Origin of the sequence: Vibrio sp. Y20_XG_PY13, from assembly GCF_024181925.1 — a bacterium.
Taxonomy (GTDB): Bacteria; Pseudomonadota; Gammaproteobacteria; order Enterobacterales; family Vibrionaceae; genus Vibrio; species Vibrio parahaemolyticus.
Map to the genome: position 1 here is coordinate 612,919 of NZ_JAMZAL010000001.1, position 18,859 is coordinate 631,777.

The 18,859-nt window shown below is 45.8% G+C and carries 12 protein-coding genes; 6 read left to right on the forward strand and 6 right to left on the reverse strand.

Annotated features, from left to right (window positions below; all coding sequences use genetic code 11):
• Positions 1-33: 33 nt before the first annotated feature.
• On the reverse strand, positions 34-1,560 hold the full coding sequence (locus NL646_RS02730) for an arylsulfatase (protein ID WP_005454209.1): 1,527 nt from the start codon (positions 1,558-1,560) through the stop codon (positions 34-36).
• 141 nt (positions 1,561-1,701) lie between these two features.
• Here NL646_RS02730 and NL646_RS02735 point away from each other — a divergent pair, with 141 nt between their 5' ends.
• Positions 1,702-2,559 (forward strand): LysR family transcriptional regulator, encoded by an 858-nt coding sequence (locus NL646_RS02735; RefSeq protein ID WP_005477563.1) that lies wholly within the window; start codon positions 1,702-1,704, stop codon positions 2,557-2,559.
• On the opposite strand, the gene NL646_RS02740 is transcribed toward NL646_RS02735, so the two are convergent.
• From NL646_RS02740 to NL646_RS02750, 3 genes are all read right to left on the reverse strand, one after another.
• Entirely contained in the window at positions 2,546-4,861 is a 2,316-nt protein-coding gene (locus tag NL646_RS02740; RefSeq protein WP_253663812.1) for a tetratricopeptide repeat protein, read from the reverse strand. The genes NL646_RS02735 and NL646_RS02740 overlap by 14 nt on opposite strands.
• A gap of 159 nt (positions 4,862-5,020) precedes the next feature.
• Positions 5,021-6,568, reverse strand: a complete 1,548-nt coding sequence (locus NL646_RS02745) for an arylsulfatase (protein WP_021452642.1) — start codon at positions 6,566-6,568, stop codon at positions 5,021-5,023.
• A gap of 309 nt (positions 6,569-6,877) precedes the next feature.
• Positions 6,878-8,392, reverse strand: a complete 1,515-nt coding sequence (locus NL646_RS02750; RefSeq protein WP_021451831.1) for an arylsulfatase — start codon at positions 8,390-8,392, stop codon at positions 6,878-6,880.
• 281 nt (positions 8,393-8,673) lie between these two features.
• Here NL646_RS02750 and NL646_RS02755 point away from each other — a divergent pair, with 281 nt between their 5' ends.
• The 3 genes from NL646_RS02755 to NL646_RS02765 all read left to right on the forward strand — a co-directional run bounded on the left by NL646_RS02755 (position 8,674) and on the right by NL646_RS02765 (position 11,714).
• Entirely contained in the window at positions 8,674-9,060 is a 387-nt protein-coding gene (locus NL646_RS02755) for a winged helix-turn-helix domain-containing protein (protein ID WP_072828631.1), read from the forward strand.
• 89 nt (positions 9,061-9,149) lie between these two features.
• Positions 9,150-11,504, forward strand: coding sequence for a fatty acid cis/trans isomerase (locus NL646_RS02760; RefSeq protein ID WP_140121165.1), 2,355 nt, complete (start codon positions 9,150-9,152; stop codon positions 11,502-11,504).
• An 18-nt stretch (positions 11,505-11,522) separates the two neighbouring features.
• Complete coding sequence (locus NL646_RS02765; protein ID WP_005454225.1) at positions 11,523-11,714, forward strand: hypothetical protein; 192 nt, start codon at positions 11,523-11,525, stop codon at positions 11,712-11,714.
• A 74-nt stretch (positions 11,715-11,788) separates the two neighbouring features.
• Here NL646_RS02765 and torS read toward each other — a convergent pair whose 3' ends face one another.
• A complete protein-coding gene (torS, locus tag NL646_RS02770) occupies positions 11,789-14,755 on the reverse strand; it encodes a TMAO reductase system sensor histidine kinase/response regulator TorS (RefSeq protein WP_253663813.1) in 2,967 nt (988 codons plus the stop codon).
• A gap of 43 nt (positions 14,756-14,798) precedes the next feature.
• On the opposite strand from torS, the gene torT reads away from it, so the two are divergent.
• Together torT and NL646_RS02780 are read left to right on the forward strand one after the other, a co-directional pair.
• Positions 14,799-15,848: a TMAO reductase system periplasmic protein TorT gene (torT, locus tag NL646_RS02775; RefSeq protein WP_367618099.1), complete on the forward strand. Its 1,050-nt coding sequence runs from the start codon at positions 14,799-14,801 to the stop codon at positions 15,846-15,848.
• Positions 15,849-15,911: 63 nt separating this feature from the next.
• The gene (locus NL646_RS02780) at positions 15,912-16,367 is read left to right on the forward strand and encodes a methylglyoxal synthase (RefSeq protein WP_005454351.1); all 456 of its coding nucleotides are present in this window, start codon (positions 15,912-15,914) and stop codon (positions 16,365-16,367) included.
• A gap of 78 nt (positions 16,368-16,445) precedes the next feature.
• On the opposite strand, the gene helD is transcribed toward NL646_RS02780, so the two are convergent.
• Positions 16,446-18,515, reverse strand: a complete 2,070-nt coding sequence (gene helD / locus NL646_RS02785) for a DNA helicase IV (protein ID WP_203503206.1) — start codon at positions 18,513-18,515, stop codon at positions 16,446-16,448.
• Positions 18,516-18,859 lie beyond the last annotated feature (344 nt).

Consider the following 18,859-nt stretch of genomic DNA (forward strand, 5'->3'; position numbering starts at 1 on the left):
CCGAAGAGCGCTATGGATTATCGATGTTCTTTATTACTTAGAAGACTTAGGTACGAATGAACCTGCTTCCATGCGAGGTGGGAACTCTTTAAACGTACCCATTACCTCTTTCACTTTCTCTACCGCTGGCATCATTAGGAATGAACGCTCGTACATCCAACGAGAGTAACCCATACCTTGGTCACCACGTTCGAATGGGTCGATGCTCAAATCGAAGATCAATGGAACACGAAGTTTAGTGAATGGTTTACGCCATACATCCATACCCGTTTCATTTTCTTGGATCATGAAGTGGTATTTGTATTTACCGTAACGTAGTGCAACCAAGTCACCGTCATCACTCCAGTAAACGAATTCGTTACGAGCAGACTTGTCTGACTTACCTGTGATGTATGGCAATTGGTTGTAACCATCTAGGTGAACTTTGTAGTTCATCTTGCCAACTTTCTTACCTTTCAGTAGCTCGTCTTTAACTTTAGTGTCACCTGCTGCTGCAACCAATGTTGGGAAGAAATCTTCAAGAGACATCATGCCATTAAAGGTTTCGCCAGCTTTGATGTGACCAGGCCATTTGATAAGAGCAGGAACACGGAAGCTGCCTTCCCAACCTGTATTCTTCTCACTACGGAATGGCGTCATACCTGCGTCTGGCCATAGGTCAACCATCGGGCCGTTATCTGTGGTGTAAACGATGATAGTGTTGTCATCAACACCAAGATCTTTCACTTTTTTCAGTAGTTCGCCGATTTGGTCATCGTGCTGTTTCACACCGTCAGCGTAGAAACCAGCACCGGTTTTACCTTGGTACTCTTCAGGAACGTGCGTGAAGTTGTGCATGCGAGTGGTGTTAAACCAAACGAAGAATGGCTTGTCTGCCTTAACTTGCTTGTCGATGAACGTTTCAGCCGCTTCTAGGAACTCACCGTCTACTGTTTCCATACGTTTGCGAGTTAGAGGGCCGGTATCTTCAATTTTGCCGTCAGCGTAAGAATGGATAACGCCGCGAGGGCCAAATTTTTTCTTGAACTCTGGATCTTTAGGGTAATCCACGTTCTCTGGCTCTTCTTCCGCGTTCAAGTGGTATAGGTTGCCGAAGAACTCATCAAAACCGTGGTTGGTAGGAAGGTGTTCGTCTCGGTCACCTAAATGGTTCTTACCAAATTGTCCGGTTGCGTAACCCATTTGCTTAAGCATGGTTGCAATCGTTGGATCTTTTTCCGAGATACCTTCCGGAGCGCCTGGTAAGCCCACTTTTGATAGACCAGTACGTTTTGGCATTTGACCAGTGATGAATGCAGAACGGCCTGCTGTCGAACTTTGCTGTGCGTAGAAGTTAGTGAACTTCGCACCTTCTTTAGCAATGCTATCGATGTTTGGCGTGTTGTACGCCATCATGCCTTGGTTGTAGGTACTAAGGTTCCAGTAACCAACATCATCACCAAAGATGACAAGAATGTTGGGTTTGTCCGCTGCGTGTGCAACTGCAGAAGCAGCGCCTAATGCTAACGTACATGCGTTAAGTACGAGTTTTTTACTGCTCGTTTTGGTCGCATTTTTCATATTATCTCCAAGAGTTCGCTAGTGCGTAAAAAATGGTATTCGCTTTTCAATACCATTGTTGATATAAGATAAAGCACTAATTTCAGGCGATAAATGCAGTCAAAATTAGTTAACCTATAAATTAAATTTATGAGTAACGTTATGGACTTAAATTTGATCCAAACTTTTCTTGTTGTCGCGGAGTTTCAATCTTATACAAAAGCCGCGGAACAATTGGGGCTTACGCAACCTGCTGTGAGCGCTGCAATAAAGCGTTTAGAGCAAGTCGTAGATAAGCAATTATTTGTGAAAAAAGGACGGGGAATTACGCTGACATCCGCGGCGTATCAACTACTGCCTCAGTTTGAGCAAGCGGTGAGTATTATTGATAATGCTATCATGGAGAAGAAGCACTTTGAGGTGTGCTGTTCAGAGATTCTGCTGCACATTATGAGCCCGATAAAAAATGCCATTTTTTACGAGTCACCTCCCGAAAAATACATCTTGTTTGAGCTTTTAAGACAACAAAAAGTAGATCTTGTAATTGATACAGTGGTCACAAAAGATGCGGCGTTTGTTATGGAGGAGGCGTACGAAGAAAAGGCCGTCATTATTTGTCGAGAGCAACACCCTCGAATCCAAGGCACTTTGAGCAAAGAACAATTTTATGATGAAACTCACTGTTTGTTTTCAGGCAAATGGAACAACATGTCGGGTTTTGAGCAACTTGCTCAGGAAACCATTTTGGAAAGAAAAGTGGATCTCGTCACATCTTCGCTTGCTGGTATGGCGTTGTACGTCGCACAACGCGATTGTTTAGGTCTAGTGTCTCAATCTTTTGCGAACAAATGGAGCAAAGCCCTTAAGCTTCAAGTTCTGCCTTGCCCCATTTCTATATGCACTATCCCTTACAAGTTCGTCTACCATAAACGTGAGTTAAACAACCCTGCTCATATTGCATTGCGAGAGAGAATCAAAACGCACCTAGCCGCTGCGCATTACGAACCTATTTCTTTGTAGTCACGGTCGCTTTGAGCTGTTGAACAACTTCCGCAGGAGCATGTGCACCAAGCTGCTTGGTGCACTGTTCAAAGGCAAATGCAACGCCGCCTTGTCGATAGTTTCTCGCTAACACTTCGCACTGGGCATAAAGATGCCGTGGGTCGCCACCAACTTCAAACGCCTTGTTTAAGGCCTTGCTCGCTTCTAATACGTCAGTTTTCTCCAACGCTAAACCGTACACATACCAATACTGAGCGTTATTTTTCGCACTTTCTGCAGCCTGTTTTAAATACTGATTAGCTTGTTTGCTGTTGCCTTGTCTTAACAGCGCAAGCCCTGCACTGTAAGGCAGCGAACTTGATTTCGGTTGTGCTTTCATTCCCGCATTCAGAATTTGTACCGCTTTGGCTTCATCACCTTGTCGGCGATACATGTCCGCTAAATTGACGTAGCTATTTTCGAAATAAGGTTCGATGTCGATAGCTTGTTGATACAGTTCTATCGCTTTATTAGCCTCTCCCAAACTACGATATACATTGGCTAAGTTGGTTCGCCCAAATCCGCGATCGGCATTAAAGCGTTGAATGTCCATGTATTCATCTAACGGTTTTTGAATGCGCTCTCTTTGTAGCGGATTCATTTCCCCATAATGACTGACTAGCGCAGCAGCCGCTTCGGTTCGCACCGACAACACTGGATCACTCAGCAACGGCTGTAGAATCTGCCAACGGTCACTAAAGTCATACCCTGCCGAGCCAGCAACAGCACCCAGTCGAATCATCTCGTTCTCATGTTTCACGGCGCGAGCAAGCGCAACCAACGTATTCTGGCCAGTATTGCCTGCCATTCGCTCTAAAGCCGATGCGCGAATGATGTCACTGATGGAAGAATCTTGAGCCGTATAAGCCAAGGCATCTGAACCACCTCGGTGACCTATCGCGTCTGCATAAAATGCGACCGAAAAGTGCTGAGTGTTGCGATACTTTGATTTTGGGAACCATTGACCAATCTGCTCATCGGCCCACTTCGCATCTTTATCATCATGACAAGCAGTACAAACATTGGGCGTATTAATATGCTTGCTTAAATCTGGGCGGGGAACGTGCCAACTGTGGTCTCTACGCGGGTCTACCTGCATATAAGTCGTCTCCGGCATGTGGCACGTTGTGCATTTCGATGCTTCGGTGTTCGCTTGATGAAAGGTGTGGTTTTCTGGCAGATAATCTGACGCTACATGGCATTGCGCACATACTGCTTCTTCAGGGATTTTAAGTTGGGCGGTATGTGGATCGTGACAATTTGTGCACGTTACGCCTTTCTCTGCCATGGCCGATTGCAAAAACGAGCCGTAGACATAGTCCTCATCGTAAATTTGGCCATCGTGATAGTAGAGCTCAGGGGTAATTAAACTCAGACGATACTTATCAAGAAATGCACCTTTGACGTGATCCGCTTCTTCATTCAACTGGGTACGTCGACTGTGGCACTGAGCGCAAGTTTGAACTTGGTTGGTTGGCACAATGTCTTTTGGCTGAAGCGTACTGTGCCCTTCTTTGTAGACCCACTCTTTGACTGCGGCTGAAAGATCGCGAGAAAAACCATAATGATTCGCGGTGGCAATTGGCATTCCATTTTGCTTGGCCTGTTTCGCCATTTCCACATGCAGACTTGCCGGGCCATGACACGCTTCGCAGCTGACGTTGATTTCCGACCACGTTGTTTGATAAGTATTGCTTTGCGCGTCGTAGTTTTTCTTCAAGTTGGTCGAGTGGCAATCAGCACACATGAAGTTCCAGTTTTGCCCTGTATTGGTCCAGTAAAACTCATCGGTTGTGGTCGTGTCTGGATATAAATGAAACCAACGTTGCCCGCCTTGTTCCACACTTCTCGAGTCCCAAGCAAAAGGAATCAGTTGTATGCGTCCATCATCAAATTCCACCATGTACTGTTGTAATGGCACCCAACCAAACGTATAGCTGATTTTGTAATCGTGCCACTGTCCATCTGGACCTTGGATGTTGACCCAATATTCATCGCCTTTGCGAAAAAAACAGTTTGCCTTGCCCTGATGCTCAACGGCTTGATTGTCGAAGTTACCCAGTACGGATTCTGAATCAGCATGGCGCATCGCCATATCATGGTGCGAGCCTTGCCACGCTTCCACTTCGACTTGGTGACAATCGATGCACGTTTCATTACCAATAAACTGAGCTTGAACAACTTCTGGTGGAGTTTGGGCGTTTTGCTGTCCAAACAGAGAAAAACTGACGAGCATAGCAAGGCTCACTATTGCCTGCTTCCAACTTGCCCACTGAGTCATAACGATCCTTGTTATTCTAATTTTGTTCTTCATCAACTGTAGGATGACTTTTTCTTTTTGGACAAGTAATTACATGAGTTTTAAGAAAAACTTAAACGGTGCGCAAAAAAAGAGGCTCATCAGAGCCTCTCGATTTGAAGTTTTGATCGTGCAGCAAACCTACTTATTCGGGTTCTCTTGCAGCTTCTCCATCACTTGATCAAGCGAGAAACTTGCGGCTTTTTGCCTTGGCGGGAACTCTTTGAAGGTTTCTAGGAACTTACTCACGTACGCTTGCGCCGGAACTAACATGTATGCCCTATCCATCATCCAATCGTAATACGTGTTGGAGGTAACATCCGCAACTTCATAAGGGTCCATGCGCAAATTAAAGATTTTTGGTACCCTTAATGGTGTAAAAGGTTCGGCCCAAACGAGTAATGTGCCTTTTGCACGCTGCTCCAAAAAGACGATTTTCCAATTGTTATATCGGATCGAACTCAAATCACCATCGTCAGTAAAGTAAAATATCTCTTCACGCGGTGCTTTCTCTTCTTTACCAGTGAGGTATGGCAGGAAGTTATAGCCGTCGAGATGAACTTTGAATTTTTCGCCACCAGCACTATAACCCTTTAGCAGCTTCTCTTTGATGTTGTCATCACCAGCGGCAGCTACCAAAGTCGGCATCCAGTCCATGTGGTGCATGATGTCATTCGAGACAGAACCCGCTTTAATTTTGCCCGGCCAACGCACCATTGCAGGAACACGGTACGCACCTTCCCAGTTGGTATTTTTCTCGCCACGGAATGGCGTTGTACCCGCATCGGGCCACGAGTTCATGTGTGGGCCATTATCGGTTGAGTAGAAGACGATGGTGTCGTCTTTAATGCCTAAATCATCCACTTTTTTCAGTAGTTGACCAACGTGGTTATCGTGCTCCACCATCCCATCAGCGTAAGTACTGATGCCTGTTACCCCTGAGTTCTTTTCACTTACATGAGTTCGATAATGCATACGAGTCGAGTTCCACCAAACAAAAAATGGTTTTTTCGCTTTTACTGCACGATCCATGAAGTCGAGTGCCGCATCTAACGTCTCTTGATCGACAGTTTCCATACGCTTACGAGTCAGAGGCCCTGTATCTTCAATTTTGCCGTCAGCGTAAGAGCGAATCACACCGCGTGGGCCAAACTTCTTACGGAACTCAGGATCTTTAGGGTAATCGACGTTCTCCGGTTCTTCCTCAGCGTTCAGGTGGTAAAGGTTGCCAAAAAATTCATCGAAGCCGTGGTTAGTAGGGAGATGTTCGTCTTTGTCTCCCAAATGGTTTTTACCAAACTGACCTGTCATATAACCCATGGGCTTTAGAAGCTCTGCAATCGTCACATCTTCAGGTTGCAAGCCCAAATCGGCACCAGGAAGTCCCACTTTACTTAGACCCGTTCTGAGCACAGTCTGGCCGGTAATAAAGGTGGAGCGACCCGCAGTACAAGATTGTTCACCGTAGTAATCTGTGAACATCATGCCCTCTTTCGCGATGCTGTCGATGTTTGGTGTTTTGTATCCCATCAAGCCAAAGGTGTACGCACTGAGATTGGACTGGCCAATATCATCACCCCAGATGACGAGAATGTTAGGTTTTTCTGCCGCGATACTGCTGCTTGTCGCGCCAATTAAAGCCGCGGCAAGAATCGCTAATCGGCGTTTAACGCCATATTTCGCTGTCATATAAACCTCTGTGTGTATTAGAAAAGTGCTTCCTGCAACAGAATGTATAGTTCACAACCTCCGGATTTGCGAATATTCAAAATGAGAATAAAGGCAATGGGGTTTAATAATTTCCGCGAACATATTCACACGGCGACAACAAAGATCTGAAGGCGTTTAGATAAGAGAAGATTCGCTAACGCAAGGAATGGCAGGAAGAGATAACAAACGATTAGAGGGTTGCGAAATAGATAAAATAAAAAACGGTTCGCGCCGACAACCAAGATAGATCATCACTGCGAACCGTTGGGGGTTCAAATACGCTTAGGATTAACCTTTCGCTTGTTGAACTTTACTTAGGTTCTTCATTTGTTCCATCACTTTATCAACCGAGAAGCTTGGGATCTCTTGACGTGGTGGGAACTCTTTGAATGATTTCAGAACTTTCGCTACTTTCGCTTGAGCAGGAACAAGCAAGAATACGTGGTTGAACTGCCATGTTTCGTAACCGAAGCCTTGGTCGCCCTTCTCTAGTGGGTCAACTTTAAGGTCGAAGATCATTGGTATACGTAGGTTTGTGAACTCTTTCGTCCAAACATCCCAACCTTCATGCTCTTGGATCTTGAAGTGAAGCTTGAAGCGCTTGTCACGCATTGCTAGCAAGTCGCCATCGTCTGACCAGTAGAAGAACTCATCACGAGCAGATTCTTTGTCTTTACCCATCAAGTAATTCATTTGGTTGTAACCATCTAAATGGTTTTTGTATGTGCGATCAGCAGACGATGATTTGTAGCCTTTCAGCAAGTCTTGCTTGATGGTGTTGTTACCCGCCGCAGAAAGCAGTGTTGGGAACCAGTCTTCACCCGCAAAGATGTCGTTTAACTTCGTATTTGGTGCAATGTGCCCAGGCCAACGAACCATTGCTGGTACGCGGAAGCCACCTTCCCAACCTGTGTTTTTCTCACCACGGAAAGGACCAAATGCTGCATCAGGCCAGGTCGCGTTCATCGGACCATTATCGGTGGTGTAAATCACGATGGTGTTGTCGGCTACTTTCAGATCATCCAGTTTATCTAGCAACTCACCAACCATGTTGTCGTGCTCTACCATACCATCTGCGTATTCACCCAAACCTGTTGTACGGTTTTCTTCTTTCACATGCGTCCAAATGTGCATGCGCGTTGCGTTGTACCACAAGAAGAACGGCTTGTTCGCTTTAACTTGACGCTCCATGAAGTTCATTGCCGCGTCTAGCGTTTCTTGGTCGACCGTTTCCATGCGCTTACGCGTCAAAGGACCTGTGTCTTCAATTTTGCCATCGGCATAAGAATGGATTACGCCACGCGGGCCAAAGTTTTTGCGGAACGCAGGATCTTTCGGGTAATCAGGGTTTTCAGGCTCTTCTTCCGCGTTCAAGTGGTAAAGGTTACCCATGAACTCATCAAAACCGTGGTTTGTTGGCAACATTTCATCTTTGTCACCAAGGTGGTTTTTACCAAATTGGCCTGTCGCGTAGCCCATGTCTTTAAGTGCCGTCGCCATTGTAATGTCTTGCGGTTGAAGACCTTGCTCTGCACCCGGTAGGCCTACTTTCGTCAAACCGGTTCGGATTGGCATTTGACCAGTAATGAAAGTACTACGACCCGCAGTACAGGATTGCTGCGCGTAGTACGCAGTGAAAAGCGCACCTTCTTGCGCAATTCTGTCGATATTTGGTGTGTTGTAGCCAAGCATGCCTTGGTTGTAAGCAGAGATGTTACCGTAGCCGATGTCATCACCCATGATAACCAGCATGTTGGGTTTAGAAGCTGCTTGTGCGGCAATCGGAGCTGCCGTTGCAAGCATCGTGAGTACTAGAGTATTTTTGCGAAAGTTCACGTTTTTTATTCCTTCACGTTAAAAACTTCCTTTATGGTATGCCTGCTGAAAAAACGATTGAAGTTATACAAGATATAACCAAATCTCATCTCAACTGGCATAGCGTTGCAATAACAGGCCGGACAATGAGCACATTTACCAACCACTTGTCATCATCGATTTGAATATCTTCTTTATATATTGCATTGATTTTTGATTAACCATTAATGATAATGGTTCGCAATTTCATTATTAATCTGGATATCAACGTGAGCGATCAAGCAACCTTGTCAGTTTTGCCAACCTTAACGTCTGATAGCCAAGATTGTGGTCACTCTTCTTCAGCAGATCATGTACTTACACTCGATAAGTACACGCAGTCTGTTACGATTCAAAGCCAACCAAAGAAGACGGATATCCAACTCACGCCCATTCAGTTTGAACTGCTGCGCACGCTCATTCAGCATCAAGATAAAGTACTGACCAAACCTTTCCTCTATCAAACCGTTTTGCAACGTCCGTTCACTGATCATGACCGAGCGCTGGATATGCACATCAGCCGAATGCGAAAACGCTTGATTGCCGAAGGCATGCCACCAGATCAAATTCAGACAATTCACCGTAAGGGTTATCTATTTAAATCCATAAATAGGTAAAGAAAGCGCGGCTATTTGTCTCGATTTTTGGTATTTCGTCACTTATTTTGCTTTAATTAATGCAAATTCAATTTACTCAAAATAACTCAATGAATTTGCGTCTAATTTTTATACTCTGCATTGCCAGTCTGTTTGCTGGTTGTGCTACTTATGCTGGCCTGAACTTTGACCAACTGTTCGGCCCTCAGTTGGTTCGTGAGCGTACTGCCAGCGTTGAAACGCCACAGGCAGATTTCTTCCAACGCGAGGTAAAACCTATCGTCGATAACCGCTGTGTGGTTTGCCACGCCTGCTACGATGCGCCATGTCAGCTAAAACTCTCATCAGTAGAAGGGATCGACCGCGGAGCATCGAAAGCATTGGTTTATGAAGGCACTCGCCTGACAGCGGCTGCACCTACTCGCTTGTTTGAAGATGCAGAAACCACCCAAGAATGGCGCGACGCTGGCTTCCACCCTGTTTTGAATGAACGCGACCAAAGCATGGCGGCAAACCTTGAAGCTGGCCTTATCGCTCGTTTATTGCAACAGAAAGAGCGCCATCCCTTGCCAGACCAAGTGCAATTAGAAGGTTTTGATTTCTCGATTGATCGTGAGCAAACCTGCCCGACAATTGAAGAGTACGAACAGTACGAAAAAGACAACCCAAACTGGGGAATGCCATTTGGTATGCCGAATCTAACCAACAGCGAATACCACACGCTGATGACTTGGCTAGAAAACGGCGCGATCATGAATATGCACATGCCAATCAGTGACCAAGAGCAGGCGCAAATCAATCAATACGAAACACTGCTCAACCATTCAGACCTCAAAAACCAGTTGATGTCGCGTTACATTTACGAGCACTTGTTCCTGTCGCACCTGTACTTTTCTGAGTTGAGCGAAAAACCTCGCTTCTTTACTCTGGTGCGCTCCGCAACGCCACCAGGACAGCCAGTAAAACGCATTTCCACTCGTCGCCCTTACGACGATCCGGGCGTTGAACGCGTCTACTACCGAATCATTCCAGAACAAGGCACTATTGTTGACAAAACGCACATGCCATTTGCGCTCAACAAACAGCGCATCAGTAACTGGAAAAAATGGTTTATTGAAGCGGATTACTCCGTTACTCAGCTACCTAGCTACGAGCCAGAAGTTGCAGCTAACCCGATGACGGCATTCATTGATATGCCAGTGAGGTCTCGCTTCAAATTCATGCTTGATAACGCGCAAAACACCATAATGGCGTACATTAAAGGCCCTGTTTGTCGTGGTCAGCTTGCACTTAACGTCATCAATGATCGCTTCTGGGTATTCTTCTTAGACCCAGACAAAGCTGACATTCCTGAGGTTAACGAGTTCTACCGTTCACAAGCAGATAACTTAAAACTGCCAGCCGAACAAGAAAGTAATACGCTTCCAGTCACGAACTGGGTTAAGTACGCACGCCAACAAGCGCGTTATCTTGAAGCGAAATCTGAGTTCACGAACAACTGGTTTAAGCATGGCGAAAACCTATCGACTGACGTCATTTGGGATGGTAACGGCACCAACCCAAATGCAGCATTAACAGTATTCCGTCATTTCGACAGTGCCTCTGTAGTTCAAGGTTTGGTTGGCGAGCAGCCAAAAACAGTCTGGATCTTAGATTACGCTTTGCTAGAGCGTATTCACTACCTATTGGTAGCAGGGTTTGACGTATACGGTAACTTTGGTCACCAGTTGATGACGCGTATGTTCATGGACTTCTTACGTCTTGAAGGCGAGAGTAACTTTGTTACCTTGTTGCCTGCGGATATGCGCCACCAGCTTCAATCGAGCTGGTATCAAGATCAAAGCCCTCAGCTTAGTGACTTTTTGCAACGTAACGTGAAGCCTTTTAATCAACCGACCAGCGTTGTTTACAAAACGGACGATCCAAAAACCGAACTACTGAACATGATGCGCAAACGCTTATCGCCAGTGCTGCTGCCGCGTTATGAGATTACCGATACTGCGCTTTCAGATAAAACGGAAAAAGAGCTAAAACGCATCGGTCAAGTGCGTGGTGAAGGGCTACAAACCGTCCCACAAATCACGATGCTGATGGTGCGTAGTAAGTCAGGTAAGGACGAACTGTTCACCCTACTTCACAATAATGCGCACACCAATATTTCGAGTTTGTTTGATGAAGAAAGCAACCGAGACTTCGCCAACGACGATATGACCATCGTGCGCGGCGTTGTCGGTAGCTACCCAGCAGCATTTTTCTCGCTTAAAGAAAACCAAGTAAAAGAATTTGTCGATCAGTTTAGCGCGATTCAAAACGAAGCCGATTACGTTAAGTTGTTGGATAGTTTTGCGATTCGCCGTAGCTCGGAAAAATTCTGGCCGTTTAGCGATCGTATCCACAATTGGTACCGTACAAATCAACCGATCGAATTTGGATTACTTGACTATAATCGTTTTGAGAATCGATGATGATTTAAGGGGGTTCTCATGGGTATCCGAGACAACATTGCCGCTCTGGAGCAACAAATTTACGTTGCTTGTTCAGAGGGAGACTACGAGACGGTCAACATGCTTGAGCATCAACTCGAATACTTACGTGGCAAAGTGGAACATCCATTAGATGATGACCCTTATGCCTTAGACACTCGATTCGAGTGGGAAGATGACATGACCAAATAGAAAAAACCTCCGGCATTTACCGGAGGTTTTTGTTTTTAGGTTTGGCTTAAGGCTTAGGTGTAAAAAGCAGAGCTTTATTCTGCCATCAGCTCATCAAGTGCATTAACTGACGCTGCGACTTGCTCGTCCAACAAACCTTGCTGAGCGTTGTATGTATCTAGCGGTTCGGCTGCAATCTCGATACTTTGGCAAGTGTTCATTAACGCAGTAAGACCTAAACTCCCCGCACTGCCTTTTAGTTTATGAGCGAGATTTTTCACTGCTAGGCTGTCATTTTTTTCTGCTGACTCAACCAACTGTCCAAGTACATCCGCACTGGTATTTCTGAACAAGTCGATGATATGCAGCATTTTTTCTCTGCCTAAAATCTTCATGTCGGACTGGATCACGCTTGGATTAATGATGACCATTTCTGGTTCCTCTCGTTGTTGGTGGTCTTGTTCGACCTGATTTTCAATAGTTAGATTGGTATCGCTCGTTTCGCTCAGAGGTAAGCATTCTCCACTTTGCGGAAGCAGTAATTGTTTGCCATCCAGAACATCCTGAATCAACGTAGCAAGGGCTTCTTTCTCAACCGGTTTTGGCAAGTAACCATCAAAACCCGCTGCCAAGTAGCGTTCAACTTCTTCCGCAAAAACATGAGCAGACACCGCAATCATAGGTGTCGGTGACAGCGCTTTGTCACCTGGCTTGTTACGTTCGATGCGTTTTAAGCGTTGAATCAAATCTGTGCCGTCGCAATCAGGTAAATTGATGTCAACAAGCGCGATATCAAAATCTTGTTTATCAATGATTCGTTCAGCTTGCAGACCATCTTCCGCCATCACAACTTGATGCCCCATGCTCTGGAGGAAACCTTCCGCCACCACGCGGTTTACTTCATTGTCTTCGACCAACAGCACTTTCGCTTTCACCTTGCAGCGAGCGCTCGCCACAACACCGATTTCCACAGGTTCGCTTTCTTCAAGTGGGATGGAGAACCAGAAACGGCTGCCTTCGCCCTCTTCTGAGTCGACTTCTAGCACGCCGCCCATGGCTTCTACGATGCGTTTGCTTATCGCCAAACCAAGCCCTGTACCACCGATTTGATTCAGACCACCTTCTGCTTGCGTGAAGGCATCAAACAGAGTTTTCTGATCTTTTTTCGAAATGCCGATACCTGTGTCTGAGACTTCAAATAGCACTTGCGATTCGTCTTCTAGATTCAGGCTGACGTAAATATCAATTTCACCGTCTTCAGTGAATTTGATCGCGTTACCCACTAGATTGTTCAGCACTTGGCTAATGCGCGTTACATCCCCTTTCCAGTATCGGCTGACGTCACTTTCAATGTGGTAAGAGAACAGCAGTTGCTTCTCTTGTGCTCGGCTGTTCATCAGTTGGAACGTGTCTTCAACCATTTGATGTAGGTCGAAGCCCAATCGGCGAATCTCAAGATGGCCGGCTTCAATTTTCGAGTAATCAAGAACGTCATTTAAGATGGCAAGCAAGGTTTTACCACTGCGGTTGATGATCTCCGCGTAACGCTTTTGAATTGGGTTTAAACCAGAATCCATTAACAAACGAGCAGTACCGAGCACGCCGTTCATCGGCGTTCGAATTTCATGGCTCATTGTCGCTAAGAAGGCCGATTTCGCACGGCTCGCCTGCTCGGCTTCATTACGCGCCTGAGCGTGGTTCACGACCTCTTCATTCAAGCGCAGGTTTGCTTGTCTCAACTGCGAAGTGCGCTGCTCAATCAATTCTTCAAGGTGTTCTTTGTGCTCTTCCAGTTCTCGTTTGGCTTTTGCCTCCCCTTCTGCCACCACTTTGAGCGCTTGGGCGGTATTGCGAGCGGTGATGATTGCTTGCCCCATGTGCGCGAGTTCGTCTTTGCCTTTAACTTCTAGCTCAACAGCCAAGTTACCTTGGGCAACAGAAAGCAGCGCAGCAGAGTATTCCGCCAAACGTTTCACTACCGACACGTAAACCACGCGCCAAAGGATAAGCACAACCACAATCAAACCAACAATCGAGATCACCGTTAGCGACCATTGGGCAAATTTCAGGGTATTGGTCAGCTGGTCAACGGCAAACGTGGTGGTTTTGTTGGAATCGTCCACCAGCTTGTTTACGGTGCTGTTCAGTTCAGAAAACAGCTCCAGCGTTTTTTGCATCAACTGCTGAGATTGCTCGTTGTTTTCGTATTGTTGCAGCAAAATGGTAAATACCACTTGGCGCTTACCGAGCTCGGTGAGCAATTGGCTCATCTGTTTTGAACGTGTTGGGTCTTCGACCGCTAAGACGCGGCGTTTCATGATCTTAAGATTGTTTTCAAACGCCGTCTGGATTTGTTGGATACGATCAACGTTGGTCAGAGTGCGTGCTTCTTCAATTTGATTAAGCATTTTAAAAGCGAGAAGATGCAGCTCGTGCAGACGCTCGGTTAGGTCAAGATCGACTTCAACCAAGGCATCGAGCGCTTGATAGACTTGGTCTTTTTTATTCGCTTCTAACAGGTCATAAATATGGGTTACGTTAGCAACCGCAATCGTGCTGGTGTTTTGAACTTGAGTGCGGGTGAGCTGTTCCAACTCTTCACTCAGCAGGCGCATTTCTTCAACACGAGTATCAATTTCTTTCGCGAGCCACAACTTTCTTTCAACCGTGACACCAAGCTCTGCGAGGTTATTGATCACATTCTGAACATTGCTTTCAAGTGCATCGAGCAGTTTTGAATCAAACGACTCACCGCCTAGCTCTTTAATGTGCGTCAACAGCGATTCAAGTTGTTCGAACAACACTCGCCCGGCTTCTTTCCTCTCTTGCTCATTTTGCGCATTAGAGAGCATTTGCACCGATGAAATGATTCGAGTACTCAATTCCGAGACTTGTCGCGCTTCTATCATGGCGGGGATCGCGGCATCTACCACGTTCCTTTCTGTTTTTGCCACCAGCGAAAAGCCGGATACGCCAATCAATGCTGATAACATGACCAGCATTGCCATCGCGATGAATGACAACAGAAGTTTACGACCGATGCTTGCGGTTGCTAGCAACATATTTTCATGACCTTAATGTTCGTGTTCGGCGACATATTACGTTATATTTTGCAGTGTTTACTTAATCTATGCCAACGAACTTCATTTCATGGTTATAAATCAACGCTCAATTCGTACAATTTTCAAGCATTCAGTCTTGGCAGCGTCACTTTGCGCTTCACTGCCTTCTGTGGCCGCTGAAAAGATCTGTGCGATCTACCCTCATTTAAAGGATTCTTACTGGTTATCAGTAAACTATGGAATGGTCTCTGAAGCAGAGAAACAAGGCGTCAACCTGCGCGTATTAGAAGCAGGTGGCTACCCAAATAAAAGTCGTCAAGAGCAACAACTTGCGCTGTGTACCCAATGGGGTGCGGATGCCATTATTTTAGGCACGGTTGATCCTCACGCCTATGAACACAACTTAAAAAGTTGGGTCGGCAACACGCCCGTATTTGCAACAGTCAACCAACTCGATCTTGATGAAGAACAGAGCACACTGCTCAAAGGCGAAGTCGGTGTCGATTGGTATTGGATGGGTTACGAGGCCGGTAAGTACTTAGCCGAGCGCCATCCAAAAGGCTCAGGTAAAACCAATATTGCCCTACTGCTTGGCCCGCGTACTCGTGGTGGCACTAAGCCTGTCACAACAGGGTTTTATGAAGCTATCAAAAACAGCGACATCCACATCGTTGACTCCTTTTGGGCAGACAACGACAAAGAGTTACAGCGTAACCTGGTGCAACGCGTGATTGATATGGGGAACATTGATTACATCGTCGGCAGTGCGGTCGCCATAGAAGCAGCCATCAGTGAATTGCGCAGCGCAGATAAAACCCATGATATTGGTTTGGTATCGGCGTATTTGAGTCACGGTGTGTATCGTGGTCTTCTGCGCAACAAAGTGCTTTTTGCTCCGACAGACAAAATGGTGCAGCAAGGCCGCCTGTCTGTCATGCAAGCGGCGCACTATTTACGCCATCAACCGTATGAAAAACAGGCATCGCCAATCATCAAACCACTGACGCCAAAGACGCTTCACGATGACACAATTGAAGAATCGTTATCTCCGTCAGAATATAGGCCGACATTCAGCATAAAGGCTGTTGATTGATGCGCTAAAAAAGTGTTTTATTGATAGATAACCAGTTCATAATCATAAAATCGGAATAACTTGATGCAAAAAACGACTCGTACCATGCCTGCGCATAAACACGTGGCATTGGTTGCCCACGACAATTGCAAACCTGAGCTCCTTCGCTGGGTAAAAGAGAATAAAGAAAAGCTGCAACGCCATTTCTTGTACGCTACAGGCACAACTGGCCACATGCTGAGCAAAGAAACTGGCTTAGCAATTAAGAGTATGATCAGCGGCCCGATGGGTGGCGACCAACAACTCGGAGCATTGATTTCGGAAGGTAAAATCGATGTGTTGGTCTTCTTCTGGGATCCACTAAACGCCGTACCTCACGACCCTGATGTGAAAGCCCTACTTCGTATCGCGAGTGTTTGGAACATCCCAGTTGCGACTAACCGTGCAACGGCAAAATTCCTCTTCGACTCTCCTCTTTTAGAACAAGAAGTCGACATCGAAGTGCCAGATTACGAAGCTTACCTTGCAGAACGCATGTAAATCGACGTAATCAAATAGATAACACAAAGGCGATACTGAGTATCGCCTTTGTTGTTTTTAACGGTTGAAAAAGTGCGTTTAGCGTGAGGTAACGATTGGGTAGTCGCCACTTACGAGTTCTTGCACAAATGCAGAACCCGCGCCCGTATGCGTGATCCACACTTTCTCTTTTGCACGCGTAATCGCGACATAGAACAGTCGGCGCTCTTCGGCATACGGGAATTTGTCTTTGGACTCGGTCAACGCACCGTCGATGTGAATCTGCTTCTTCTTAGCTGGGAACTGCCCTTCATCCACAGCCAAAATAATCACAAAATCGGCTTCTCGACCTTTACTCGCATGACAAGTCATAAAACGAATATCGAGATTCGGGAATCGTCTTAACCAGTCATCATACAAATCGGGTTTGTGGTAATGGTTACGGCCAAGCAGCAATACAGACTTAGTTTGTTTCGCTTGTTGATTCAATTGATCGAGGATTTTCTCAACTTGGTTGCTTGGCGCTGTGTGCACGCTCTTTTGCTTGCGTTGTTTGTGGCTGTTGAGCGTCTTCGGTAATTGTGATGGGTTTTGCTGCACGAACGTATTCGCTACATCGCCAATTTGATTATTGAAACGATAGGTTGTGTCTAGGTGATGTACCGTAGAGTGAGCGAATCGCTCTTTAAACCCAGTAATCAAGTCCACATCTGCGCCCGCAAACTGGTAAATCGCTTGCCAGTCATCGCCTACGGCAAACAAGGTTGCGCCAGGCTGCTTCTCTGTTGATTCACATAACGCTTCGATCAACGCCAAACGATCTGGAGAGATATCTTGATACTCATCGACCATAACAAAACGCCAAGGCGATACGAACTTCCCTTTATTCACGTAATCCGTTGCTCGACTTATCATGGTTGGGAAATCGACTTGATTGCTCTCTTTGAGCATTTTTTGCCATGCAGAAAAACACGGCCAACACAGTGCTAATTCGCTATTGAGGCGCGTATAGTCTTGGTGATCCACCAACTTCTCTTGCACTTGCTTTTTCGTTAAACCAACAGCAGCTAAATGCGACAATTGAGAATCCAACCAAGCAATTAGCTTCGGATTTTCCGAATGGCTACCCAGCTCATCATCACCTTTCAGGTAAGCAATAGGCCATTTATCTAAATGCTTTTGCCAACGTTTGAAATTTGTTGGTGTCATCCAGTGCTTTTTCAACCAGTCGACACACCAAGCCGTGCGTTGGTTATCGTCTAATGCAAGAGGGCTAATTTCGACAGGCTGCTGCTCGACTTGATTAAGAATGTACAAGCCGAGTTGATGAAAGGTATTTACTCTTACGCCTTCTGCCGCCAAACCGACTTTATCAACCAAACGCTCTTTCATTTCTTTCGCGGCATCTCGGCCAAACGCAAGCATCAAAAGTTCTTCCGCTTGAGCTTGATGGCTTTGAAGTAAGTAAGCCACTCTTGCAGTCAATACGCTGGTTTTACCCGAGCCTGCCCCAGCCAAAATGAGGTTGTGATCATCATTGAGCAACACTGCGTATTGTTGCGACAAGTTCAGCGGAGACGATTCAATGCGGTTGAACAAGACTTCCCAATTAGGACGTTCGTTCTCCAACCATTCTTGATTGCGCTCTCCCAACGTATGAGAGGTGTCAACCAGCCAAGGCTCAATTTCACCCATGCGATTAGGCATGCGCATTTTAGCTTCGTCGAGGCTGGTCTTGATTTCTGCGAGTTCTTGATTGAGTTTCTCTACCCACGCCATAACTTGAGAATGCGAAAGATAGGCAGGAAGGTGTTTGAGCTGGTACAACTCTTCTTCCCATTTAGGAAGGTACTCCGCCAGTTTTCGGCACTGAGTGTTGTGCCACTCTTGATATTGACGCACAGCTTCTAACGCAAACTTACGACATTGAGGCCAAGGTAAACCTTGTACTAACCAACTTTGTTGCTTGCCATCTTGCTCGTGAGCGAAGAACTGAAGCGAGCTCCAAAACAGGCCGCGTTTCACGTTGACTTTACCGTTCCAGACGGTGAAAGGAATATGCTCTTCACTGCCAATTGAGCTTAATAAAACACTGTTCTCTTTTATTTCGACATGATAATACTCATTTTGAATAAAAAACTGTGCTTTGCTGGTGGCAGTAAGCTGCATGAAACGTGCGCCTTTTAAGTGAGAAGTTGTCGATTTATATCATTTTAGGGCTTCAAATTGTAGCAGCGACCGCCACCTAAATACGCATCTTCCTTGATTCTTTAATAAAATTCACATTACTGCTGATTTTGTGAACATAATTGTCATTACTTCAACGCTATAAACCCAAACTCTAGACGGTTTTCGCATCCGAAAAACTGCTCTGCATTCTTAAGTCAATGACATTTCTGTCGATTTCATAACCAAGCGTGATTTTTTCTTAAATTAAATCATAAACACGCTATAGTGAGCTTGGTAACATATCCAAACAACTTCAAGATGATAGCGCCCGTGAAAGCCGTTTG